General features: G+C 33.4%; 27 protein-coding genes. 13 read left to right on the top strand and 14 right to left on the bottom strand.

Annotated elements, in window-relative coordinates; genetic code table 11:
• The first annotated feature begins 367 nt into the window (after nt 1-367).
• The 4 genes from C5F50_RS07170 (at nt 368) to C5F50_RS13245 (ending at nt 3,959) form a co-directional block, all read left to right on the top strand.
• Nucleotides 368-2,233, top strand: coding sequence for a threonine--tRNA ligase (locus tag C5F50_RS07170; protein WP_179370707.1), 1,866 nt, complete (start codon nt 368-370; stop codon nt 2,231-2,233).
• Nucleotides 2,234-2,236: 3 nt separating this feature from the next.
• Nucleotides 2,237-3,112, top strand: a complete 876-nt coding sequence (speB, locus tag C5F50_RS07165; RefSeq protein WP_179370706.1) for an agmatinase — start codon at nt 2,237-2,239, stop codon at nt 3,110-3,112.
• A gap of 93 nt (nt 3,113-3,205) precedes the next feature.
• Complete coding sequence (locus C5F50_RS07160) at nt 3,206-3,778, top strand: CDP-alcohol phosphatidyltransferase family protein (RefSeq protein WP_179370705.1); 573 nt, start codon at nt 3,206-3,208, stop codon at nt 3,776-3,778.
• A gap of 52 nt (nt 3,779-3,830) precedes the next feature.
• Nucleotides 3,831-3,959, top strand: a complete 129-nt coding sequence (locus C5F50_RS13245) for a hypothetical protein (protein ID WP_280924439.1) — start codon at nt 3,831-3,833, stop codon at nt 3,957-3,959.
• 50 nt (nt 3,960-4,009) lie between these two features.
• On the opposite strand, the gene C5F50_RS07155 is transcribed toward C5F50_RS13245, so the two are convergent.
• Nucleotides 4,010-4,297, bottom strand: coding sequence for a 30S ribosomal protein S26e (locus tag C5F50_RS07155; protein ID WP_109877128.1), 288 nt, complete (start codon nt 4,295-4,297; stop codon nt 4,010-4,012).
• Between the two features lie 500 nt (nt 4,298-4,797).
• Between C5F50_RS07155 and C5F50_RS07150 the strand changes: the two genes are divergently transcribed.
• Nucleotides 4,798-5,667, top strand: a complete 870-nt coding sequence (locus C5F50_RS07150) for a PfkB family carbohydrate kinase (RefSeq protein ID WP_179370704.1) — start codon at nt 4,798-4,800, stop codon at nt 5,665-5,667.
• A gap of 54 nt (nt 5,668-5,721) precedes the next feature.
• On the opposite strand, the gene C5F50_RS07145 is transcribed toward C5F50_RS07150, so the two are convergent.
• Nucleotides 5,722-5,931, bottom strand: coding sequence for a hypothetical protein (locus C5F50_RS07145; protein ID WP_179370703.1), 210 nt, complete (start codon nt 5,929-5,931; stop codon nt 5,722-5,724).
• A 127-nt stretch (nt 5,932-6,058) separates the two neighbouring features.
• On the opposite strand from C5F50_RS07145, the gene C5F50_RS07140 reads away from it, so the two are divergent.
• Both C5F50_RS07140 and C5F50_RS07135 read left to right on the top strand, forming a co-directional pair.
• Nucleotides 6,059-6,259 (top strand): hypothetical protein, encoded by a 201-nt coding sequence (locus C5F50_RS07140; protein ID WP_179370702.1) that lies wholly within the window; start codon nt 6,059-6,061, stop codon nt 6,257-6,259.
• A gap of 97 nt (nt 6,260-6,356) precedes the next feature.
• Complete coding sequence (locus C5F50_RS07135; RefSeq protein ID WP_179370701.1) at nt 6,357-7,355, top strand: NAD(+)/NADH kinase; 999 nt, start codon at nt 6,357-6,359, stop codon at nt 7,353-7,355.
• Between the two features lie 223 nt (nt 7,356-7,578).
• On the opposite strand, the gene pyrG is transcribed toward C5F50_RS07135, so the two are convergent.
• Nucleotides 7,579-9,180, bottom strand: a complete 1,602-nt coding sequence (gene pyrG, locus C5F50_RS07130; protein WP_179370700.1) for a glutamine hydrolyzing CTP synthase — start codon at nt 9,178-9,180, stop codon at nt 7,579-7,581.
• Nucleotides 9,181-9,228: 48 nt separating this feature from the next.
• Here pyrG and C5F50_RS07125 point away from each other — a divergent pair, with 48 nt between their 5' ends.
• The gene (locus tag C5F50_RS07125; protein ID WP_246281984.1) at nt 9,229-10,077 is read left to right on the top strand and encodes a plastocyanin/azurin family copper-binding protein; all 849 of its coding nucleotides are present in this window, start codon (nt 9,229-9,231) and stop codon (nt 10,075-10,077) included.
• A 181-nt stretch (nt 10,078-10,258) separates the two neighbouring features.
• On the opposite strand, the gene trpA is transcribed toward C5F50_RS07125, so the two are convergent.
• Genes trpA through C5F50_RS07090 form a run of 7 tightly spaced genes read right to left on the bottom strand, consistent with a single transcriptional unit; the run spans nt 10,259 to nt 16,262 of the window.
• Nucleotides 10,259-11,065, bottom strand: coding sequence for a tryptophan synthase subunit alpha (gene trpA / locus C5F50_RS07120; RefSeq protein ID WP_179370699.1), 807 nt, complete (start codon nt 11,063-11,065; stop codon nt 10,259-10,261).
• Nucleotides 11,052-12,242: a tryptophan synthase subunit beta gene (gene trpB, locus C5F50_RS07115; protein ID WP_179370698.1), complete on the bottom strand. Its 1,191-nt coding sequence runs from the start codon at nt 12,240-12,242 to the stop codon at nt 11,052-11,054. The genes trpA and trpB overlap by 14 nt, the downstream gene beginning before the upstream one ends.
• Entirely contained in the window at nt 12,239-13,015 is a 777-nt protein-coding gene (locus C5F50_RS07110) for an indole-3-glycerol phosphate synthase TrpC (RefSeq protein ID WP_179370697.1), read from the bottom strand. Before C5F50_RS07110 ends, trpB begins: the two co-directional genes overlap by 4 nt.
• Nucleotides 13,015-14,055, bottom strand: a complete 1,041-nt coding sequence (gene trpD, locus C5F50_RS07105) for an anthranilate phosphoribosyltransferase (protein ID WP_179370696.1) — start codon at nt 14,053-14,055, stop codon at nt 13,015-13,017. Before trpD ends, C5F50_RS07110 begins: the two co-directional genes overlap by 1 nt.
• Nucleotides 14,052-14,291, bottom strand: a complete 240-nt coding sequence (locus C5F50_RS07100) for a hypothetical protein (RefSeq protein WP_179370695.1) — start codon at nt 14,289-14,291, stop codon at nt 14,052-14,054. The genes trpD and C5F50_RS07100 overlap by 4 nt, the downstream gene beginning before the upstream one ends.
• Before the next feature lie 19 nt (nt 14,292-14,310).
• On the bottom strand, nt 14,311-14,916 hold the full coding sequence (locus C5F50_RS07095) for an anthranilate synthase component II (protein WP_179370694.1): 606 nt from the start codon (nt 14,914-14,916) through the stop codon (nt 14,311-14,313).
• The gene (locus C5F50_RS07090; protein WP_179370693.1) at nt 14,913-16,262 is read right to left on the bottom strand and encodes an anthranilate synthase component I family protein; all 1,350 of its coding nucleotides are present in this window, start codon (nt 16,260-16,262) and stop codon (nt 14,913-14,915) included. Before C5F50_RS07090 ends, C5F50_RS07095 begins: the two co-directional genes overlap by 4 nt.
• A 106-nt stretch (nt 16,263-16,368) precedes the next feature.
• Here C5F50_RS07090 and C5F50_RS07085 point away from each other — a divergent pair, with 106 nt between their 5' ends.
• The gene (locus C5F50_RS07085; protein ID WP_246281983.1) at nt 16,369-16,623 is read left to right on the top strand and encodes a hypothetical protein; all 255 of its coding nucleotides are present in this window, start codon (nt 16,369-16,371) and stop codon (nt 16,621-16,623) included.
• Nucleotides 16,624-16,648: 25 nt separating this feature from the next.
• Complete coding sequence (locus C5F50_RS07080) at nt 16,649-16,813, top strand: hypothetical protein (protein ID WP_179370692.1); 165 nt, start codon at nt 16,649-16,651, stop codon at nt 16,811-16,813.
• 686 nt (nt 16,814-17,499) lie between these two features.
• Here the strand turns inward: C5F50_RS07080 and C5F50_RS07075 are convergent.
• Together C5F50_RS07075 and C5F50_RS07070 are read right to left on the bottom strand one after the other, a co-directional pair.
• Complete coding sequence (locus tag C5F50_RS07075; protein WP_179370691.1) at nt 17,500-18,048, bottom strand: hypothetical protein; 549 nt, start codon at nt 18,046-18,048, stop codon at nt 17,500-17,502.
• Nucleotides 18,049-18,153: 105 nt separating this feature from the next.
• A complete protein-coding gene (locus tag C5F50_RS07070; protein ID WP_179370690.1) occupies nt 18,154-18,393 on the bottom strand; it encodes a hypothetical protein in 240 nt (79 codons plus the stop codon).
• 117 nt (nt 18,394-18,510) lie between these two features.
• On the opposite strand from C5F50_RS07070, the gene C5F50_RS07065 reads away from it, so the two are divergent.
• Together C5F50_RS07065 and C5F50_RS07060 are read left to right on the top strand one after the other, a co-directional pair.
• Nucleotides 18,511-20,388, top strand: a complete 1,878-nt coding sequence (locus tag C5F50_RS07065; RefSeq protein WP_246281982.1) for a sensor histidine kinase — start codon at nt 18,511-18,513, stop codon at nt 20,386-20,388.
• A gap of 53 nt (nt 20,389-20,441) precedes the next feature.
• Nucleotides 20,442-20,807, top strand: coding sequence for a response regulator (locus C5F50_RS07060; protein WP_179370689.1), 366 nt, complete (start codon nt 20,442-20,444; stop codon nt 20,805-20,807).
• A 32-nt stretch (nt 20,808-20,839) separates the two neighbouring features.
• On the opposite strand, the gene C5F50_RS07055 is transcribed toward C5F50_RS07060, so the two are convergent.
• The gene (locus C5F50_RS07055; RefSeq protein WP_179370688.1) at nt 20,840-21,700 is read right to left on the bottom strand and encodes a hypothetical protein; all 861 of its coding nucleotides are present in this window, start codon (nt 21,698-21,700) and stop codon (nt 20,840-20,842) included.
• A gap of 52 nt (nt 21,701-21,752) precedes the next feature.
• Between C5F50_RS07055 and C5F50_RS07050 the strand changes: the two genes are divergently transcribed.
• A complete protein-coding gene (locus C5F50_RS07050; RefSeq protein WP_179370687.1) occupies nt 21,753-21,923 on the top strand; it encodes a hypothetical protein in 171 nt (56 codons plus the stop codon).
• 392 nt (nt 21,924-22,315) lie between these two features.
• Here the strand turns inward: C5F50_RS07050 and C5F50_RS07045 are convergent, their stop codons facing one another.
• Nucleotides 22,316-22,708, bottom strand: coding sequence for a DUF6659 family protein (locus C5F50_RS07045; protein ID WP_179370686.1), 393 nt, complete (start codon nt 22,706-22,708; stop codon nt 22,316-22,318).
• Between the last annotated feature and the right edge of the window lie 282 nt (nt 22,709-22,990).

Genomic DNA, 22,990 nt, shown 5'->3' with positions numbered 1-22,990 from the left:
TGATTTTTTAAAATTATTACATCCAGATGTGATGCCAAAAAGTGTGTATCTGTTTGTATTTCCGTGAGTTGATTGTACCTGCAAGGTGATTCATGATACTTGTTCTCATGATGCAAAAGTCCAGATGGCAGGATTCAAGGATATGTACGAATGTACACGTTGTCGCAAATTCATCCCTCCTGATTGAATCACAAGAGATTGATCATACAGCTCCACAATATTTGGAAAATAGTTGGGAAGATGATTGAAAAATCATTTAGATTCTACTTCTATATTCATCTGCGTCCATTTTTGTCCTCCCTTAGTAGGTGAATCCCCGTGAGCCACACCCCAAGAATTTTAAACTCAAACTATAGAATTCTTACTTATGCGAATATTGCAACTTCATTGTGATAGTATAGAGTACACCCCGACAAAAAAGGAGATCAAATCTGCTGAAGAAATTGAAAATACAGAAACTCAAAGACTAGAAGAACTAGTAGTTGTATTTGTTGCAATAGAAGATGGTGATGATTCTTCTGTTGTCCAAGATGCCATTTCCCAAATTAAAAATTCGATGGAAAAAATCGGCTGCAAAAAATTATTACTATATCCATATGCTCATCTAAGTTCCAATCTTGCAAAACCATCAGTTGCCATTTCGTTACTCAAAGAGATGGAATCTAGTGCATCTGATCTTGAGGTTTCTCATTCCCCATTTGGATGGACAAAGTCCTACAAACTCCAAGTAAAGGGACATCCATTAGCTGAAAGCTCCAAAGTCGTAACAAAAGATTCTTCTAGTTCACAAACTGAAGAGCTCACTTCAGATGCATTAAAGGGAGAATCAAAAATTAGATCCATTTGGAAGATAATGTCCCCTGATGGAAAAATGTCTAACATTGGGGATTTTGATTTTTCAAATTATAAAAAACTAGAATCTTTAGCAAAATATGAATCAGCAAAACAGCGACGTGTAGATGAGCCTCCTCCACATGTTGCATTAATGAAAAAAATGGGAATTGCAGATTATGAACCCGCATCTGATTCTGGAAACATGCGATTTTATCCTAATGGTAGATTGATAAAATCTCTGATTGAACGCTATGTCACTGATAGAGTAAAAGAATATGGCGGATACGAAGTTGAAACACCAATCATGTATGATTCTGAACATCCAAGTATGGTTAGTTACTTTAATCGATTTCCTGCAAGGCAATACAACATTGATTCAGAAGGCAAAAAATTATTTTTAAGATTTGCAGCTTGTTTTGGACAATTTTTAATGGCTAATCAATACCAAATGTCTTACAAGAATCTGCCCTACAAACTATATGAGCTCACAAGATATAGCTTTAGACGAGAACAGTCAGGAGAACTAGTTGGTCTTAGACGTCTTAGAGCATTCACAATGCCTGATTGCCATGCATTCTGTAAAGACATGGAACAAGCAGTTGACGAGATTAAGGTAAGATTTGATTTGTCTCAAAGCGTTCTCACTGAGCTTGGAATTGACGGGACTGAATATGACATGGCAATTAGATTCACTGAAGATTTTTACAATGAAAATAAAACTGCAATTGAGGAATTAGTAAAGAAACATGGAAAGCCAGTATTAGTTGAAATGTGGACTGAAAAATTCTTTTACTTTGTTCTAAAATGGGAGTTTAACTTTATTGATGGCCTGGGAAAAGCTTCTGCTCTCTCTACTGACCAGATTGATGTGGAAAATGGTGAAAGATACGGAATTGAATTCATTGATGAAAACAATACTCCACAGCATCCAATAATCTTGCACAATTCCCCAAGCGGAGCCATTGAGAGGATAATTTATGCTCTACTTGAAAAGGCCGCAAAAGACTCCAAAGAAGGAAGAAAACCACAATTCCCGTTATGGCTGGCACCAACACAAGTGAGAATTATTCCGCTAAATGCTGAATTTAACGAGTTTTGTAAAACACTAAGTGATAAAATATCTGTAAATAATATTCGTGTAGATATTGATGACAGAAATGAAAGTATTGGTAAAAGAATTCGTGAAGCAGAAAAAGAATGGATTAGATACATTTTGGTAATTGGTGAAAAAGAAGCAAATTCTCAAAATCTCAGCATTCGTGATAGACAGACTGGCGATGTTCGTGAGATTTTCTTTGATGATTTCCTCAATGAAATAAATGAGCAAACAAAGGGAAAACCTTTCACAGGTTTGAATTTGCCAAAATACCTCTCAAAGAGACCACAACTAATGGTGTAAAAGATGAGCTTTTTTGATTTATACATGAATAGGAATCCTCTCATCACATCTTCTGATGATGACACAGAACCAGTAGCTACAGTCTTTGGAGTTCCATTTGATTCAACCCATTCTTACAAACCAGGTTGCAGATTTGGGCCTGATTCAATTCGTGATTCTTTTAACAACATTGAGATTTTCCATCCTGATCTTCAAGTTAATTTAGAAACTGTAAATATTGAGGATCTTGGAAATACTCGTCATACTGTTGTTGCATCTGAAATGATTGACATGGTAAAGAAAATTACAACTGAACTTGTTGCAAAACAACGCCAACTTTTCATTTTGGGCGGTGAGCACTCAATAACTTATGGTACATACACTAGTTTTCCAAAAGAAACAGGTTACATTGTATTTGATGCTCATTATGATTTGCGAGATGAATTTGCAGATATCAAACTGAGTCATGCATCGTACCTTAGACGAATTGTTGAGGAGAGAGGTTCTGAAAATATTTTGCATGTTGGCGCTAGAGCATTTGTAAAAGAAGAACTAGAATTTCTTAAAGAAAATAACATCAAAACAATTTCTGATAGGGAAATTAGAGATGGAAAAGGACCTCGATTAGTCAAAGAATACGTGTCTACTTTTGATTCCATTTATTCTAGCTTTGATCTTGATGTCTTAGATCCTGCATTTGCCCCAGGTGTTGGTAATCCTGAGGCCGTAGGAATTACATCTAGGGAACTGTTTGACATGATTTACCCATTCCAAGAAACGAAGGTAATTGGGGCCGATATTGTGGAATTGAATCCATATCATGATAATGGCTCCACTGCATCACTGGCAGCAAAAATAATTTCCACTTTAATTGCCATGAATCTTTCTCCCAATCAATAAAACTCACTTTCATGAAATTCATTAAATTTGACTCTGTGTTTCCTCATTTTTGTCGGTATTGCCTTTATTAGATAGTGCCGTTGGGATTATCACGTGTTAAATAATCTCCGAGAAACACTTCGACCCGTACTTGAAAAAATTGGAAAAGGGTTTGCTTCTACAGGACTATCTCCTAATTTTTGGACAGTTGTTGGTCTAGCATTTGCACTGATTTCAGCTATAGTCTATGGTCTTGGAATTGAATTTGGATTGATTATTGGAGGAGTGTTGTTACTTGTTTCAGGATTCTTTGATATGGTTGATGGTCAGGTTGCAAGAGTTACTGGACAAACGTCCAAAAAAGGATCCTATCTTGATTCAATGTTTGATAAAATTGCCGAAGTTGCAATATTCTTGGGAATTTTAATTGGTGGTTATGCAGAACCATATCTTGTATTACTTGCAATTACTCTATCATTATTGGTAAGTTATGCTAGAGCAAAATCTGATACAATAAACATCAAACTTCAAGGAATTGGAATTGGCGAAAGAGCAGAAAGACTATTGGTAATTGCAATAATTGGTATTATTGATTTTATGGATATTGCAGTTGTAATTGTCGTAATAATTGCAGGAGTAACTCTGATTCAAAGAATGATTGTTACTGCAAAAAACATTCAAGAATAAAAGAATCCTAAACTCCAATATACTTAAGTTTCATAATTCCTGTTGAAAATTCATGCCTTGTTTTAGATGTGATGGGAAAGGTAAGTTCAAGAATGAATTTGGCATAATGGAGAGATGTGAATTATGTCAAGGAACGGAAATGACTTTTGAAAAGATATCTAATGATCCAGATGAAGCATAGATTGTATTTTGATTACTTTAGTGTCGAAAGTTTGAGCTTAAAGAATAACTCTAACGAAGTTTTCCACGTTTTCTTCTACTGTCTTCTGATCTAATTTTGAGAATTTTAAAGTGAATTGCACATGAAATACAGTACCATTTCAAAACTGTTGGGGATGCAATGTATGCTCCTTGTGCACGTAGTTCTTTTGCCAATGTATGTTCAACCAAATTTAATCTGGATGTGACCTTTTTTGCTTTGTCTTTTGGAACTGTTTGACCACAGTTTGTACATTGTACTGTACCTGATGATCCTTTTCCTCCTTTAGTACGTCCTCTACTTGCACGCTTAAGTGGCATGAAAATAAATAATTTTGCCTACTTATATTCTTGTGGACAAAAATAATGCCTGCTTATAGGAACCTTTGTTAATTAGAGATCTTGGAAAATCAATTCTTCAAAAACTGTTCATTTTGAACCTATTTTCCCTATTGCCTTGAGTGGCAATAATCTACGATTGATCATTTTGATTGGCATTAATACAAAATTCATACTAGATTTAATGCCAGAACAGGGATAAAAATTTCAAAAAGAATGAATTAGGAATTATTTTCACTTGAGAAACTATTTGTAATTTTTCCAATCACAAATTCTCAAAATTACGCTTAATTTTTAACAAAATGGATCCATGTTTTAATTCTAGATCGAGTAATTTCAAATGATAGTAATGCATGGGCTTTGTCATAATTGCTTTAGGTCAGGCGTTGAATTAGTGGTAGAAAAGGGTGCGATTCTATGCAAAGATTGCTTTGATAAAAAGAATGCAAAAAACTAAATCTCTAATCTCTAAAATCAAAAAAATGAAATTAGCCGTATTTGCACACTGTGCAATTGATACAATTACTATTGATGGTTCAAATTATGAACAAATTGGAGGCTCTGCTTGTTATTGTGGGATAACTGCAAGACAATTCAAATTCGATGTTGATTTGTTTACAAAATTTGGCTCTGATTTCCCAAAACAATATCTCATAGAAAATAAAATAAATTTTGTAAATTCAGAATCAGAAAAAAACACTACTAAATTTGCAATTACTATTAATGGTCCTGATAGAACGCTTAAAGTTGAAAATGACTGTGATCCTATATCTTATTCTAGAGTAGATGCTGATGGACATCTAGTTAGTCCAATATTCCATGAAATACCTGATGATGTTTTTAAAAAAATTAAAAATGATTCAAATTTTCTCTTCGTTGATCCTCAGGGATTTTTGAGACAAAAAGATGCCCAAAATAATATTTTTTTAAAAGAGACTGATCTTGATTTGTCTGATGTTAATGCAATCAAGATTAATCCTGAAGAGGGAAAGTGTCTTGTTAATGGCACTCATGATGAAATGATGTTGGCATTACAAAAAAAAGGAGTTGAACATGTACTGTTAACTAATAAAACTGATGTCTCTCTTTTGGTAAAAGATAAAATTTACTCTATCACTCTTCCAAACAAAAATCTTCACGATACAACTGGGATAGGTGATATTTTTTGTGCTACATTTGCATGTACTATGCTAAAGGAAAAAGATTTTTTGTGGGCTCTATCCTTTGCTGGAGGTGCTGCTCAGGCTGCCCTTGATTCAAAAAATGTTGGTTTGCAGAAAATACCCTCAAAAGGCATAGTTCAAAATAACGCATCATATTTTTACAATTTAATTAAATTCCGAGATTTGTAATTCTTATCTCTCCAAAAAATTCCATGTATTGGACTTGAATTTATTTCAAAATTTTCATGGATTCAAATTCTTAAAATCTAAGCATTTAGGATCAAACTCATTTAGGTATCTTGGTTTTTTAGTAAAAGTATCGTCAACCCAAATTTCACATGTTTCAGCATCTATGAATTTTCTATCTGAATCATTACTGGCAAATTGTAATACAAGAATACCTAAAAGTATCACAATCAAAATTATTGGTAATTTTTTTGAAGAAATATCCACAAATTTGCTCTGTAAATTTTTAAACTTAAGCCTATTGATTAGAAAAATATCTTGTTACTTGAATGTGGTTCTACAAATAATTGAAAACCAACAAAGACAAATATTGAAAAATCATTAAATTCAAAGCATGGAGGGCCCATCAGAAATTAATTCAGTATATTGGGATGAACAAACAAAATCCTGGCAATACAAGATGATTAAGGTTGAGGAATATCATGGATTTGTAGAGTGTCAGCATTGTCGAAAACCCATGTCTCATAATGTAAAATCTGATGGGGAATACCGGGTAGTTTATGTTAAATGCGGTTGCACCAGAGGTGGACGATAAACTCATTGATTTCTGTTTTAATTAATTCCAAAAATGTGAAATTCCACGCATAATCTGTTGAATATTCTTTTATTCTACTGAATTGATTGTTTCTTCTGTGCAAATAGGTATCTATGGTTCTGGAACTGCAGAAAATGCAGCAAAGACAATCAAAAAAATTTTGGATGAAAATGGCATCAAATCATTTTCAATAACAAAATCAAAAGGCAAACCAGCTGATTGTGTTATTGTATTGGGTGGAGATAAGGGGGTCAGAAATTATTTTCATAGAACTTTTGATTCGACTTCTCCTGTCTTAGGTATTAGTGAAGGTGAAGCAAGCGGATTTTTAGCACAGATTGAACTTAGAGAATTCTCCTCGTTTGTTGGCATTTTAAAAAAACAAAATTATACTGTTGAAGAAGTTCCTCGGCTTGGTGTAAAAATTGATGGCAAAAATGTCTATCCTGTTTTAAATGACGTAGCTGTGTTTTCATCAAAGAGTGCTATGCTGATGGAGCATTCATTGAGAGTAAACGGTGAGGAAGTATGGCACGACAATAGTGATGGAATCATTGTTTCTACCCCAATTGGCTCTTCTGCATATTCAATGTCTGCTGGAGGACCTGTTTTATTCCAAGATTCTGCAGTATTTGAAATAATTTCTGTAAATTCACTTGATGTAACACGAAGACCAATTATTGTGTCTAATGAAAGTCTGATTGAAATAGACGATGTCTCTGCAAGATTACATTGCGAAGCTATTCTTGATGGTCTAGATAGGTTCAAAGTAGACAAAACTGTAGAGTGTACTCAATTCTTTCCCCCAGCTAAAATCATTCGTCTCAAAAAAGATTCTACTGCAATTTCTGCACTGGCAAAAAAAGTTCATTTGGCTGAAGAATTACTGAGCATGCCACCAAGCTCAAAATTACTTTTAAAGACATTAGAATATGAAGGTGCCTTAACACAAAAGGATCTAGCAAACAAGACCTTGCTCCCAGATAGAACTGTTAGATTGGCATTAAGCCACCTCTTGAAAAAAGGATATGTCAAAAAGAAAGTTTCAATCAGGGATGCAAGACAGAAAATTTATGAAATATCAAAAATTGAATGATTAACTAAGATTCATCTCTGGAGATTTTTTTGTATGTGATGCGTCGTTTTCTGTTGCTTCGTTGGTTCTTTTTTAAATATTTTTTTAAAAGTTATCAAAACAAAAATCTTTAATTCACACCTCGTAATCATTGCCGCATTCCTTGCACTTTTTCATGATTTCACTCTCTACTTGGTAAAGATCCAAATTCACAATCTTGGAATTCTGTCCTGTCCTAAATATTCTATTTTTTAGACGCTGCTTTTACAAATGCTGCAAAAGCTTCTTCTGGATATCCAGGTCTGCTGTTGAACTCTGGATGGAATTGAACTCCTAGATAGAATTTATGAGATGGAATTTCTAGCATTTCCATTCTTTTTCCTCCATCACTATCAGCTGAAAATACCATTCCATTTTTTTCAAATTCTGGAATGTATTTTTTGTTAATTTCATATCTATGTCTATGTCGTTTATTTATAGAATTTGTGTTGTAAATTTTATACGCATTTGTATTTTCTTTAATTTTTACTTCATTTGCTCCTAACCTAAGAGAGCCACCCATATCTGAAATATCTTTTTGTTCTGGAAGTAAATCTACAATTGGATTTTTTGCATCTGCTTTAATTTCAGTAGAATTTACATCTTCTAAATTCAATACGTTTCGCCCAAACGCAATTGCTGCCAACTGAAATCCAAAACATATCCCAAGATATGGTATATTTTTTTCACGTGCAAAGTTTGCAGTATTAATTATTCCCTCAGATCCTCTGGTGCCAAACCCTCCAGGAACTAAAATTCCATCATACTTTGATAGTATATTGTAATCTGAAATTGATTCAGAGTCTATCCAGTCTATGTCTATTGATTTTCCTATTTTTGCACCTGCATGTTTTAATGCATGATTTACGCTCACGTAACTATCTGCAAGTGTCACATATTTTCCAACCATGGCAATCTTCACCTTTTGGTCTTCATGATTTACCATGTTTTGTGCAATTTCATTCCACTTGTCCCAATTGGCTGACGCATTAACCATTCCAACCTTACCAAATTTTGTAAATATCGAATCCATTATTCCTTGATCATAAAGCATCTGTGGGACTTCAAAGATTGAATTTGCATCATGACATGATAAGACATCATTTGGTGTGACATTGGTAAACATTGCAATTTTCTTTTTCGTTTTTTCTTCTAGGGGTAATGTGCACCTAACTGCTAAAAAGTCTGGCTGAATACCAATTCTTCTAAGTTCTTGTACGCTGTGCTGAGTAGGCTTTGTTTTTTGCTCTCCGACTACATCCAGTGATGGTGCCAATGTTACATGAACAAAGATTACGCCCTGAGGGCCTTCTTCAACTCTTAACTGTCTGAGTGCCTCTAAAAATGGCAATGATTCAATATCTCCCACTGTTCCACCACACTCTACAATCAAAAAGTCTAGTTTTTCATCTTCGGCTATCTTTCTAATTCTATTTTTTATCTCATCAGTCACATGTGGAATTATCTGTACACATGCTCCTAGGTACTCTCCTTTCCTTTCTGCCTCAATTACTGAAGAGTACACCTGAGCAGTTGTAATATTGTGACTTTTTGGAATGTTTTGATTTAGAAATCTTTCATAATTGCCAATATCCATGTCGCACTCTCCTCCGTCTTCTGTGACAAAGACTTCTCCGTGGGCTACTGGATTCATTGTACCTGCATCATAATTTAGATACGGATCTATCTTGATGCATGATACTTTTTGGTCTGCTAGTTGTAATAATTTTGCAATCGATGAGGTAGTTACGCCTTTTCCAAGGCCTGACATCACACCACCTGTAACAAAAATAAACTTTGTCTGCACATTAATGAAACGAACATCTAGTTTTTGTATGTTTTGACGATCATCATAATGATTGAAATAATAGATTATAGTATCCCCGTTGTGAGACTTGCTGTTTTTGCTTTACCAATTATAGTTGCATTTGTTCTCAGTTCTGACACTCTAGCTTTTGCAGAAACTAACTATGAAATCAAGATTCCTTCAGGCGCATCTGATCCCGGAGCCCCATTCTTTTGGTCTGAAAAAACAACTGGAGTAACTACGGGTATAATCACCATCTATCCTGGTGATTCTGTAACCTGGAAAAACGCTGATACCGCATTTCATACAATAACCTCTGTTTCCCAGTCAGGTGAAGAAAACGGTCTATTTGATAGTGGCCTTTTCACAGCAGGTGATTCTTACACTAGGCAATTTAACGAACTAGGCGATTTTTATTATTACTGTAATCTTCATCTTTGGATGAACGGTGTGGTCCATGTAATAAAAAATCCTGGAAGTGTTCAATCAATTTTCCGTGTTGCGTCTGGATACAGCGATGATGGTCTGGGCTTTGAGGTAAAATACATCTTAGATACTCATCTTGCAGACACAGTTCATGTTGATCCTAATGGACGTTCTTTGACCTTTACAATTCCTGAAGATACTGAAAATGAACAAATTACGATGATTTTACCTCCTAAATTAATTGAAAATCCTAACACTGTTTGGGTAGACGGCGAAATGGTAAATATTGAAATCGAAGAGACTGCAACTGGTTCGAAATTAATTATTCCAATCAAACCTCATTCAAAGGAAATCAAAGTCATGGGATCATACGTAATTCCAGAATTTGGATTTTTGACCATGACTGTTTTGAGTATTGGGATTTTCTCAACTCTCTTTGTTGCTCGCTCGAAATTTTCTTTTCTTAGATAATTATACATTCATACAAAAATTATTAATTTTTTAAACAAGTTTTAGAAATTATAGACGAGCATTTTTTATTTTTCTTGATATATACATTATTGATGACTATCTAGTTTGGTGGTCATAACTGAAATCGAGTTCCCCCTCCGTACAGTTTGAGTACTTGGCCACCATATCTATGACGGTTCCGTTATTGTTTGAGAATTGTATGTTTTTTGAGCCTTTTTGTAAATGATGCAATCTTTGTTTCTAATTTGTTTTGAGGCGTTTTTTCAATCAATTTCAGATATGCGCTTCCAACAATCACTGCGTCTGCTCCTGCACTGATGTATTTTTTTACGTCATCTGGGGTTGAAACGCCAAATCCAACTCCTATGGGAATTTTTCCCTTTGTTTGTTTTTTGACATCTTTGATTGCTTTTAGTGTATAATTTTTAATTCCTGTTTTGATTCCAGTAGTACCAAAAACTGCAACAAGATACAAAAATCCTGTTGAAATTTTTGAAATCTTTTCTATTCTTTTCTTTGTAGTATTTGGGGAAATTAAAAATATTGTATCTGCATTGTTTTTTGCTGCATCAATATACTCTTTTGATTCTTCAATAGACATGTCTGGAAGTATGAATCCGTCTATTCCTGCTTTTTTTGCATCCTTGATAAATTTTGAATATCCTTTGTGATACAAAATATTCGTATATGTCATTAGTACCAATGGAATGTCTGTCTCTTTTCTGATTTTTTTAACTAGGGTGAAAAATTTGTTAATCTTTGTTCCTTTCTCTAGTGATACAGTACTTGCATTCTGAATTATCTGACCGTCAGCTAGAGGATCTGAAAATGGAAATCCTAATTCTATAATGTCTGTTCCTCCTTTAACAAGCCCCCTTACAGTTGAAATTGTGGCCTTTTCATTTGGAAATCCTGCCATGATATATGATATCAGGGCTTTTTGATTTTTCCTCTCTAATTCTGCAAATTTTTCTTTAATCTTCGACATTTTTATTCAAATAATTTTGTACTTCTTCTACGTCTTTGTCCCCTCTTCCAGAAAGTGTCACTACGATTGATTCTGAATTCTTTCCTTTCCTTGCTACTTTGATTGCTTCAGCAATTGCATGAGCTGATTCAAGAGCTGGGATAATTCCTTCTGTTCTTGTAAGCATTAGAAACGCATCAATTACTTCAACATCTGTTGCTGAATGATATTTTATCCTCTTTGTATCTTTATAATATGAGTGCTCAGGACCGACACCGGGATAATCAAGTCCTGCTGAAATACTATGGGTTTCAGTAATTTGTCCTTCCTCATCTTGAAGTAGATATGTCATCATTCCATGTAATACTCCTTTGGATCCTGCAGAGAGTGTTGCTGAATGCAATTTCGATTTTAATCCTTGACCTGCAGCCTCGACTCCTATAATTTCAGCATTAGTGTCTACAAGTGGATAAAATGTTCCTATTGCATTGGAGCCACCTCCAACACATGCAATTACACTATCAGGTGCTTTATTGTTGATTTTTTTCATTTGCATTTTGATTTCCTTACCAATTACACTTTGAAAATCTCTTACCATTACTGGATAAGGATGTGGGCCAACAGCTGAGCCAAGAAGATAGTATGTTGTCTCTACATTTGTAATCCAATCACGAATTGCTTCATTAATTGCATCTTTGAGTGTCTTTGATCCTGATTTCACTGGATGAACCTTTGCCCCTAGTAAATTCATTCTAAACACGTTAAGCTTTTGTCTAATCGTATCTTTGTATCCCATGTATACTTCTGCTTTCATTCCCAAAACTGCACATGCCATTGCTGTTGCAACACCATGTTGTCCTGCACCAGTTTCTGCAATGATTCTTTTTTTGTTCATTTTTTTTGCCAGCAATGCTTGACCTAATGTATTGTTGATTTTATGAGCTCCTCCATGTAGCAGGTCTTCTCGCTTTAGATAGATTTTAGATCCTCCAAGTTTTTCTGATAGATTCTTTGCATAGTATAATGGAGTGGGACGCCCTGCATACACTTTGAGATAATAGTCTAATTCCTTTTTGAAATTTTTGTCATTTTTGAATTTAAGATAGTTCTCTTCTAACTCCTCAATTGCAGGAACGAGTGTTTCTGGAATGTATTTTCCACCAAACTCTCCAAATCTGCCATTCTTAGGGTATTTCAATATGCATTCACCAAATTTTTTACCTGTTCTTGAATGTTGTCGCTTTTCATTATGCTTGAACCAATCAGAAATGCATCAGCACCACACTTTTTTAGATAATTGATGTCATCTGAAGTTTCAATTCCACTCTCAGATAGAATTACTCTTGATTTCTCATATCCTTTAAGTACTCTCTCTGTGGTTTTTAGATCGATTTTTAATGTGTCTAGATTTCTATTGTTAATTCCAATAATGTCAGCTTCTGTCTTTAGGGCATTTTCAAATTCTTTTTTTGTGTGAACTTCAAGGAGAATTTCAAGTCCTTGTTTATGGCCATAACTGATGAATTCATCAATACCTGTGAGGAATTTTTGGTCAAATAATGATTGAATTACTAACATATAGTCTGCACCTATCTTTTTTGCCGCATCAATCTGAATTTTATCAATCATGATATCTTTCATTAATAATGGTGCATCAACTGCCTGTCTTACCTTCATGAAAAATTCTGGCGAGCCGTTAAACAGATGTGGTTGAGTTAGAATTGATAGCGCTTTAGCACCTCCAGCAATCATCTGGTTTGCAATGCTTACAGGATCTGATGTCGTTCTGATTTTTCCAAGCGAAGGTGATGCAAATTTAATTTCAGTTAGCAATGTTACATGAGGATTTGTCTTTATTATTTGTACAAAGTCTTTGCTTGATTTTTGTAAATCTGCATCAACCTCGTACACCCCATCATCTATTGCCATTTGAGAATTGTTTACTAGTTTTCTTAGGATATTTTCTGCCATTATACCATCTCTTTTAATTTTGAAATGTCTCCAGTATCTGCAACAAATTTCTCTAATAATGAAAATGCCTTTCCATCTTTAATTGTCTTTAGTGCCATCTCTACTCCTTCCTCAAAGTTATTTGCAATGTTTGCAACAATTAATCCTCCGGCTGCGTTAAGTGCGGTAGTTTCAATCATTGCTTGATTTGCAGTGTTATTTAGAACTCCTACAAATGATTTTATCGCGTCATCTTTTGTTTGAATTTGTATGTCTTTTAGTTTTGATTTATGTAATCCTACCACTTCTGGATCAATTGCATTCATCAACACTTTATCCTTTCTTAAAATACATACACGATTTACTGCACTAGTAGAGAATTCATCCATTCCGTCATCTGAACGCACTGTCATGATATTTTCTGCTCCCTTTCTTTTTAAAATTGCAGGTAGTCTGTCTAGATATTTTATGGAAAAAACTCCCACAAGTTGATTTTTTACCCCTGCAGGATTTGATAATGGTCCTAGAAGATTAAATGCAGTCCTTTTTCCTAACTGTTTTCTTGCATTTGATACATGCTTCATTGCAGGATGGAATTTTTGTGCAAACATAAAGCAGATGTTATGTTTTAGCAAAATTTCTGAAATTTGTGCAGGCTCTAGGCTCAAATCATACCCAAAATACTCAAAAATATCTGCACTTCCTGAAATTCCTGAACTTGAGCGATTTCCATGCTTTGCAACAATTCCGCCGGCTGCTGCCACTACAAATGATGCCGTAGTTGATACGTTAAATGTCTGAAGCTTGTCTCCTCCAGTACCACACATGTCAATTATGGTTCCTTTGTTTTTTGTATCAACTTTGAGTGAAAACTCTTGCATTTTATCAAGCATCCCTAATAGCTCATCATCTGTTTCGCCTTTTTCTGCAAGCTTTGATAGAAATTCTGCATTTTGTTCATCATCTGTTTTTCCTGAAAGAATATCAGTCATGACTGAATTCATCTCATCATAATTCAGATCTGTCTTTTGTTGTAGTTTTGCAATAATGTCTGAAATCATTTTTTATCTCCTGATTCTGGCTTTCGCTTTGTTTCCTCAATAACTGTCTCTGAGAACTCTGGTGTGTCTTTAGGAATTTTTTCAAACTCTTTTTCTGAAAAACTCTCATAAAATACCTCGTCATCAAATTTTTTCACATATTTTTGAAAATCAAATGGGGTATTTTCATCTGAATAATATTTTGTAAATCCATACATTGAAACAAGTTTTTCTCTGTCAGAAAGTAATTCTGTCATTATAATAATCTCTCAGGCTCTATTTTGAGCGTGATTTTTTCTCCTTTACTTGATTTATGAAATTCTCTAGGATCTTTTTACCCTCTTCAGTCATTATGGATTCTGGGTGAAATTGAACTCCTTGAATTAGATATTTTTTATGTGTGATTGCCATAATTTCTCCATCGTCATCAGCTGTGGCAGTCACTTGCAAAATCTCTGGAATTACCGTTTTGTCTCCAACCAGACTGTGATATCTAGTTGCTCTAAATGGATTCTTTACATTTTGGAATAACTCTGAATTTGTATGCTTGACAAGACTTGTTTTGCCATGTCTGACACATCCTGCATTAGTTACTTTGCCACCAAATACATGAATGATCCCTTGGTGTCCCAAACAAACTCCGAGAATTGGAGTAGTTGGTCCCATGTCTTTAATTACATCTGCACAAATTCCAAAGTATTTTTTGTCCTCTGGAGTTCCAGGACCTGGGGAAATTATTATTCCGTCATAGTTGTTTTGTTTAATTTGCTCTAGTGTAATTTTGTCATTTCTTATCACCTCACAACCTACTCCTAACTCCCCTAGATACTGTGCAATATTGTATACAAATGAATCATAGTTATCAATAATTAGAAATTTCATTTTGATGCCTCTCTTAATGCTTGAAGCATTGCCCCCGCTTTGTGTTCTGTTTCTTTGAATTCATTTTCTGCAATTGAATCTGAAACAATTCCTGCACCTGACTGGACAAATCCATCATTTCCTTCAATGAATATGCTTCTAATTGCAATTGCAAAATCACAACAGCCATTGTATGAGAAATATCCTACTGCTCCTGCGTATGGTCCTCTAGCTTCTGTTTCTAATTCATCAATAATTTCCATTGCACGAACCTTGGGGGCACCTGACACTGTCCCTGCAGGAAACACTGCCTGAAACGCATCAAACATGTCATTTTCAGGTGCTAACTTCCCTACAACGTGACTGACTATGTGCTGAACATGGCTGAATCTTTTTATCTGCATTAATGATTCTGGATGGACAGTTCCGTATTTGCAAACTCTACCAATATCATTTCTGCCCAAATCAACAAGCATTGTGTGCTCTGCTAGTTCTTTTTCATCATGGATTAGTTCGTCTGCAAGCTGTTTGTTTTTTTCTTCATTGTCTGTAATTTTTCTAGTTCCTGCAATTGGGAATGTTTCTACTTTATCCTTTGTAATTCTTACTAACATCTCAGGAGATGCACCGATGATTGTTTTTGTATCTTGTTTTAGATGATACATGTATGGAGATGGATTTAGATTTCGTAATGTTTTGTATAGTCTTAGATTGTCTCCTTGATTTTTAAACGAAAATTTTCTAGATAAGACAACCTGAAATATGTCACCATCATGAATGTATTTTTTTGCCTTGTTTACAATTTCTGAAAACTTTTCTTTATTCATGTTCGGTGTTACTTCACTTGAATGAAATTCTCCAAATGTGTCTTCATTCATAATTAATTTGTCAAATCTATTTTCATCATGATAAAAGTAGAATAGTTTTTTGTGTAAATTATCATAAAGTATCCCATCATCATAAATTCCAAACTCCATTAATGGTTGTTTTGAATTGTAAGAATCTGCAATATTTTCTACCAATCTTATTGCATCATAGTTTACAACTCCTACTGCTCCTCCTAAATATCGATAACTTTGATCATCTGATTTTCCCAATAGTTTTTTTAGTTCTGAAAATGGATCCATAGTTTGAATGATTTTTGTTTTTCCATCCGAGATGATTTCTACTTTATCGGAATATCCTTTGAGAATTATTTTTGGTTCAAATCCCATTACTGATGTTTCAGCTAAAACTTCAGGACCAGTAAGAGATTCAAAGAGAAATGAATGAGAATAGTTTCTTGAGATTTTATTGTAAATTTGAAATTGGTTTTCAGATAAATCTAGGGGTATTACTTTTGCTTGAGCATTTCCAAAGGTGTCCACCCATAGACAAAATTTCAGTTCTTTATTATTTAAATTGATGAGTGGGTTTTGATGGTGCAATTTTTGTTTAAAATAATTCATTTCTCAGGCATGGTATAATTACCGTATGGTACGGTACCTTTATATCGTATTTGAACGTATGCTAGTTACCATGCAGGGAGTAAATCAGACTATGATGCATAATATGCACAGTCTACAAAAATCACAAATCACACAATCCTCAGTTTCTAAAGTTGAATGTTATGTGTGTGGCAAGGGATTAGAAGATGGTCATTGCATAACTGCCAAGACGTTGCCTAATGGAACAGTTCTATTCTGTGATATTCATTATTCATTACAAGATTTACTTGGAAAAGTTTAATCACCTACTATAATCCTATTTTAATATGGTCGATCTTAAAACATATGAAAAAATAAATGAAGATATTAAATTCACTGAAGAAGAAACAGTAGAACTTTTGAAATTAAGTGAAAAGGAAATACTAGTTCTGATTCTTTCAGAATTGAAAAAGATAACAGAAAATACCCATGAATCTAACAAAAATTCCTAAAATGAAAAATAGGTTCAGCAAAGTAGTCAATAATAATGGAAAAAATGTTGAGAAAAAGGTAAAAGAACTTTCTAAACTTGAGTTGGGTAATTGTTCTAAAACATGGCGACACTATCTCATTGAATCCGATCTATGAGTTGGTCATCAAAACATATCGAGATACGTGCCTTTCTTGAAGGCCAAAAATAATCGCGCAAAATTTACCTTATTCATTGTAATGGGATCAATGTTGCACTCCGATAATTTGTTTTTTCATACGTTTAATTCCTCTGTACTTTTTTTTTGAAATTGTATTTCCAAATGATATCAAAATTTTACAGGATTCATGATATCTGGTATCGATAGTCATATCACAATTTGTACAACTTCGTAAAGATGGCCTTTTGCAAAAGATACAGATTGATATTGGAATTAATGCTCCGTCGCATCTATTGCAGGCATAAAAAATACTCTTTGAGAGAATTATATCATCATTAGAATTTATGGGCTGATTACGAGAAACAAAGAGAGTGGTTTTTTCTTCGTTATTTTGACTCTTGATGAAATTTGTATCTCTCAAAGAGTTCATGAACCAAACTAACAACTTTTGTTATTTGACAATTACTTTTAATTTGTGGCATGCCTTTACCTTTTTACCTATGATTTTTAATCCCATTTTTCAGTTTTTAGAAAAGTTTAGTTGATAATTACCTGAATGTCTTTCTAATTTTTAGTGATTTTTCATTTCCTGTATCCCATGATATTGTGATTGAATCAACGTTTCCAGAAACAACCTCAGTCCAAAAATAAGTACATTGATTTGGTGCTAGATATTTGGGAAGGATAATTAAGGATTTTTCAGAACTTGATTGAAATAATATTTTCTGTTTTGTTTTTTCTTCGTTATTGCAAACTTGGTATTTTATAATATGATATTTTTCCCCAACTAATTTATCATATATCATTTTAAATGATGTGTTACTATTTTTGGTAATGATTACTTTTGAGGGATCAAAATAGAGTCCAGATTTTGAATCTTTGAATAATTTTATGCAATTATCTACTACTCTATTGTTCTTGTATCTTTCTTTGTAATTTATTTCACCAAGTTTGATGTAGTTGGGAAGATGGTTTTTACATCTTATTTCAGTAATACTTAGTTTCACTCCATATGCTTCAGACAAAAGATTTGGAATGAAAAATGATGACATCAAAATTAATGCTAAAATTAAACTATTCTGTTTACACCAAGTCATCCCAAAAAAAACAGCAAAAACAATGTTATTTAATCAAAGATTTTGGATTGTGGCATGCCTACTACAAACCTGTTCTTTTTAGTTTATTTGTTTGACTCAAATATTTTATTTTGTTGTCTCTTGGTGATGTTTTTTATGTAATGATTGTTGGTACTTGCTTAACATCCAGTACATTCCTATTTCTATATTTAATCTAGTTTGATGAAAAATAGATTCTATTTGTAGTGTTTTTTCAGGCATTGATTGTATCTGCAAAGGATTTTCTCTTTCTTCTACTGGTATTCCTTCAACCAGATTATTTGTAGCCTCAGAATGGCTTGTTTTTTTGCTTAATAGCAGTTGCATGCTATAGAAATGTGAAAAAAGTATTTGTCGATAGCGGAAAAATTGTGGCATGCCTTTTTTCATTTAAATTAGTGAATGTTTAAATTCACAATTAATTGATCTTGGCTAGTTAATCCCTTGAAAATATCTTTTCTAATAATTGCAGTCATGTTTGGAATATCTCTTACTTTTACGATTACAGGATTGGTTACTTTTGATTTGACTGTACAGGAAATCAAAAAACTCCTGGGCTCCAGAAATGAAGGATTTGCATTTAATATGATTCAAAATTTGGATAGGCATATAGAAAGCAGAATATCTGATTTTCAGGAATTATCAAAGACAGAATTGCTTCGTGATACATTATTGGATTCAAATAAAGAATTTGAAAAACTTGAAAATATCAAAGCGTATTTACAAATAAAAGAACAGGAAATAGAATTTACAGAAGATAATCCTTTCATAGGAGGTGTATCTGATGTTGCTCTAACAAGAGATCTTTTAGAAACAATAGAGTTCTATCAAGATGAATATGGCTATGATGTTGTAGAAGAACTTTTTGTTACTAATGCTTATGGTGCCAATGTTGCTTTGGCTTCTGGAATATCAGATTATTCACAAAGTGACGAGGAATGGTGGCAACAAACAAAAGAAAATGGACAATATATTGGAAAACTTCAATTTAATGAGACCTATCAAAACTATTCTATAGAGTTTGCATACAGTGTCATGGATACAGACGGAAATTTTATTGGAATTTTAAGAGTCTTGATTACACTTGATGATTTATTAAATGATTTTATTCAAGAATCTGCCCTTCTTACCATTCCAGGAAGGACTGTTTTGTTACTAGATCATGATGGAGCACAAATTTTCTCAAACAAAGAAATTTTCTTGAATGAGTCTCCGATTTCCTATTTTAGAACTATACAAAAAGGGAATGACGTTGGATTTTTTGAATTAGGTGATGATGATGATGTAGATAATTTTCGTCTTGTCTCTTATGCACAATCCACTGGATATAGAACTTTTGAAGGATTTGACTGGATAGTTGTAGTAGAGCAAAACAGTTCATCTATTGTTAATGAGTTTGTTGAATTACGAAATTCAATCATCGGAGTATCGATTTTAGGTATGATTGCATCAATCATTGGTGCATTTTTAATTTCCAGTACTGTTTCGTCTCCATTAAAACATTTGGCAATAACTGCTAATTCAATTTCTAATGGTGATTTTAAGACAACAAATACAAAAACAAACAAAATTGATGAAATCAACACAATTAGCAGATCCTTTGATGATATGGCAAAAAATCTACAAAAATTGATCAATACAGAAAAGCAGTTGGCAGAGGCCAATGTCAAAATAAAAAATGAGAGGCTTACAGCTATTGGAGAAGTTTCAGCAAGCATGGCTCACAACATAAAAAATCCTTTAGCAACTGTGAAGAGCTCAGCTGAAATATTGCAGAAAAATTCTAAAAATGATGATGAAATAAAAGACGTTGTCAGACGAATGAATCGTTCTATTGATACAATATCGCATCAAATTAATGATGTGTTAAATTATGTCCGTGTTACACCATTAGATGTAAAACTAATTAAAATAAGTGACTTAATGCAATCTGCAAAAAATTCCATAGAAATACCTCATAACATTTTACTAGAAATCCCCGAAACTGAACTTCAAATAACTGGCGATTCTGAAAAATTGGAAATTGTTTTTATCAATATTTTCCTTAATGCAATTCAAGCAATTGGAAAAGATGATGGGAAAATTTCATGTATGATAGAACAAAAAAATTCTAATATAATAATAAAAATCCAAAATTCTGGTTCTAATATTCCTGAAGAGATATTATCACATATTTTTCAACCACTTGTAACATCTAAACAAAAGGGAACCGGGTTGGGTCTATCTACATGCAAAAATATCATTGAACAACACAAGGGAACAATTTCTGCCCAAAATAATCCCACTTGTTTTATCATAACTATGCCTATCTCATCAGAATAAATTATGGATGATTTTTCCGAAAGTTTTATCATAATGACTTCTTTGTTTGATGTATGTCATTGAAGAAAACTATCTTGCTAGTAGATGATGATATAGATCTGCTAGAAAATACATCTTACATGGTTAGGAGTATGGGATATGATGTGGTTACTGCTGAAGACGGACAAGACGCTGTATCCAAATACAAAGATGTTCGCCCAAACTTGACAATTATGGACATAAAGATGCCCAAAATGGATGGATTTGATGCTTTTTTTAAAATGAAACAGTTTGATCCAGAAGCAAATGTCATCCTAATTACTGCATTTTCTATGGATGAGAAAAAACACCTAAAGGCAAAAAGTATGTCACTAATCACAACAATTCACAAGCCATATTCTTTTGAACAACTAGAAGAAATTGTTGGCCAGTATGCATAATTATGAAAATGAACAAGGCTTTATCATTTGTTTTATTTTTCTAATTTTTTTAATTTATTAAAGCGATTATTATAAAATTTTATGGCTTCGTTTACAAATTCATAATACCATTTTTTTATGGTTATGTCATCATGAATAATTTTTGTCCATGGCTTTATCTCTAACGATGAACGTTTTCCAGAGGATCTAAATCTTGTTGGTACAAGCAAATTAGTATAAAACCAAAAAGATATTTGATTTGCCAAATCTTTTTCTTCTATCTGTTCAAAATTATTCTGATATTTCACATTCAAATATGTCATCAACTCATAAACCGGAAAGTTTGAAATCTTTGCAATTTGAATATTATCCATAAACAACCCTCCTGCTAGATTCTTTAATCTGTACACCTCTTTTCCTATGTTTGATTTTAGATATTCCCATTTCCCAAAAACCATTGGAAGTACTTCTGCATATTTTTCAGCAATTGTATCAATTTGTTTATCTGTTAAATCTAAAACATCCAAACAATACAAAATTCCATGTAATGATAATCTATATTGATCTGCAGGTGCTTTCACATATCTTTTTCCATTTTTTACCACCAATCCTGATTCCAACAATCCTATGGTGTGTTTTCCTCTTGCCATTCTGCCAACAAGAAGTCTTCTGTATTCTTTTTCTTTAGTCCTAATCCCACCGGAATCATCGAGATGTGTTTTTGCCATTCCCCATGTAGTAAGTGTGCCATTCAAAGCTAGAATCTCTAACGCTCTTTGAGCATTTTCGTGATGTTTTATTCCTTGCTTTTTTCTAAATGAGTAAGTTCCAAAAAGACGTTGTGCTGTGGGTCTTGTATACATTTTGTATGCATGTAAATTTCCATAAATCGTTCCTTGTTCCATAAAAGGCATGCCACAAATTGTTGGGCATAGTCAAATAATAATTATTCTTTGATTCTACATAATGCAAAGTTTAACTTTGAAACCAAGGCAATCTGAGCCTACAAAAATTCTGGTCGAAACACCAGTAGAAGAAAGAGAAAAAATTCGCCCTGAAATAATATCTGGACAAAATACTTGTGCAATGGATGTAATGGGATTGTCCTGGATATTTGTTGAGGATGATTACTCTTGATTCAAAGAATATTGTCTTCAATATCCAAAAATATGCGAAAAGACAGTTCGATAAAATTTGATCCTGAAATACTGGAGGCATTCAAATGAAGCATCTTACAACTTTAAGATGTCGGCAATAAATTCAGAAGGTTCTGGTAAAGAACCCATATCTACAATACCTAAATCCTCTGATACGCCAACTGAAAATTCTTCAATGGATCAAGGTTAATACCGAGGCGGTGGGCCGAAGGCAGCCTCTCTGATTCTGAAATGTTCAAACAATAGATATCTGATTAGTCAATGAATTGTAAAAATAAAATAATTTAATTATGTTCTTATTTTTTAATTTTTGTATATGATATATAACTTAAGATAATTTTTAAAGAATTATTTAAAACAAAATTTGTAATTTTAGATTGTTTTAATTGTAATGTCGTCAAACAATTCTTCTGCTTTTTTGATAATTAATTTATCATCTGCATCAGGTTCAGCTGAAATCAGTACTAAATTTTCTCCAATTGGCACGCTAATGATCAATTGCTTAGTTCTTCTTGATGCAATATAATCTATTGGTCCCAATACGTCATCTAACTCTTTTCTCATTTTAAAATCTAATTGCATCTGCATGTATGTCATGGAAATTTTCTCATCTTCTAAAAGTGGTGATTTTCCTTTTTTGAATCCACCTGCAACTAATCTTCCAAGCTCATTAATCACACCCACATGTCTTACTTTATCTTCATTAGATAATATGCCACATGCATTATCTAATTTTTTAATTTCATCAGCTGTTAATAATGCCATGATGGAATTTTATTTTATACTCTAATTTTAGGATACTCTTCTTCATCATCATCGTTGAAGAGTTTCTTTTTCTTACCTGATATTCAACTTCCTTCGCCTTTTATTATATTCAAAATTTTCTTTATGAATACACAAAAAACTTCTCCTTTTGGTGAAAGTTTTGTAATTTATTGTCAGTGTACTTGAAGGGGGGGGGGTGGTGGTTCTAGAATCACGGTGCTTATCTTAATGAAGAATCTGGATATACTCATGAAAAATTATAATTTAATTTTATTTTAAGTA

This window comes from Nitrosopumilus ureiphilus (assembly GCF_013407185.1).
GTDB lineage: Archaea > Thermoproteota > Nitrososphaeria > Nitrososphaerales > Nitrosopumilaceae > Nitrosopumilus > Nitrosopumilus ureiphilus.
Note: the sequence above shows the minus strand (reverse complement) of the source record. Positions and strands in the feature narration are given on the sequence as shown.

Excerpts from the sequence above, each read along its gene's own strand:
- C5F50_RS07170 (WP_179370707.1), top strand. The coding sequence starts at position 368 with ATGCGAATATTGCAACTTCATTGTGATAGTATAGAGTACACCCCGACA.
- speB (WP_179370706.1), top strand. The coding sequence starts at position 2,237 with ATGAGCTTTTTTGATTTATACATGAATAGGAATCCTCTCATCACATCT.
- C5F50_RS13245 (WP_280924439.1), top strand. The coding sequence starts at position 3,831 with ATGCCTTGTTTTAGATGTGATGGGAAAGGTAAGTTCAAGAATGAATTT.
- C5F50_RS07155 (WP_109877128.1), bottom strand. The coding sequence starts at position 4,297 with ATGCCACTTAAGCGTGCAAGTAGAGGACGTACTAAAGGAGGAAAAGGA.
- C5F50_RS07150 (WP_179370704.1), top strand. The coding sequence starts at position 4,798 with ATGAAATTAGCCGTATTTGCACACTGTGCAATTGATACAATTACTATT.
- C5F50_RS07140 (WP_179370702.1), top strand. The coding sequence starts at position 6,059 with ATGGAGGGCCCATCAGAAATTAATTCAGTATATTGGGATGAACAAACA.
- C5F50_RS07125 (WP_246281984.1), top strand. The coding sequence starts at position 9,229 with ATGATTGAAATAATAGATTATAGTATCCCCGTTGTGAGACTTGCTGTT.
- trpA (WP_179370699.1), bottom strand. The coding sequence starts at position 11,065 with ATGTCGAAGATTAAAGAAAAATTTGCAGAATTAGAGAGGAAAAATCAA.
- C5F50_RS07110 (WP_179370697.1), bottom strand. The coding sequence starts at position 13,015 with ATGGCAGAAAATATCCTAAGAAAACTAGTAAACAATTCTCAAATGGCA.
- trpD (WP_179370696.1), bottom strand. The coding sequence starts at position 14,055 with ATGATTTCAGACATTATTGCAAAACTACAACAAAAGACAGATCTGAAT.
- C5F50_RS07100 (WP_179370695.1), bottom strand. The coding sequence starts at position 14,291 with ATGACAGAATTACTTTCTGACAGAGAAAAACTTGTTTCAATGTATGGA.
- C5F50_RS07095 (WP_179370694.1), bottom strand. The coding sequence starts at position 14,916 with ATGAAATTTCTAATTATTGATAACTATGATTCATTTGTATACAATATT.
- C5F50_RS07085 (WP_246281983.1), top strand. The coding sequence starts at position 16,369 with ATGGTACGGTACCTTTATATCGTATTTGAACGTATGCTAGTTACCATG.
- C5F50_RS07080 (WP_179370692.1), top strand. The coding sequence starts at position 16,649 with ATGGTCGATCTTAAAACATATGAAAAAATAAATGAAGATATTAAATTC.
- C5F50_RS07075 (WP_179370691.1), bottom strand. The coding sequence starts at position 18,048 with ATGACTTGGTGTAAACAGAATAGTTTAATTTTAGCATTAATTTTGATG.
- C5F50_RS07070 (WP_179370690.1), bottom strand. The coding sequence starts at position 18,393 with ATGCAACTGCTATTAAGCAAAAAAACAAGCCATTCTGAGGCTACAAAT.
- C5F50_RS07060 (WP_179370689.1), top strand. The coding sequence starts at position 20,442 with ATGTCATTGAAGAAAACTATCTTGCTAGTAGATGATGATATAGATCTG.
- C5F50_RS07055 (WP_179370688.1), bottom strand. The coding sequence starts at position 21,700 with ATGCCTTTTATGGAACAAGGAACGATTTATGGAAATTTACATGCATAC.
- C5F50_RS07050 (WP_179370687.1), top strand. The coding sequence starts at position 21,753 with ATGCAAAGTTTAACTTTGAAACCAAGGCAATCTGAGCCTACAAAAATT.
- C5F50_RS07045 (WP_179370686.1), bottom strand. The coding sequence starts at position 22,708 with ATGGCATTATTAACAGCTGATGAAATTAAAAAATTAGATAATGCATGT.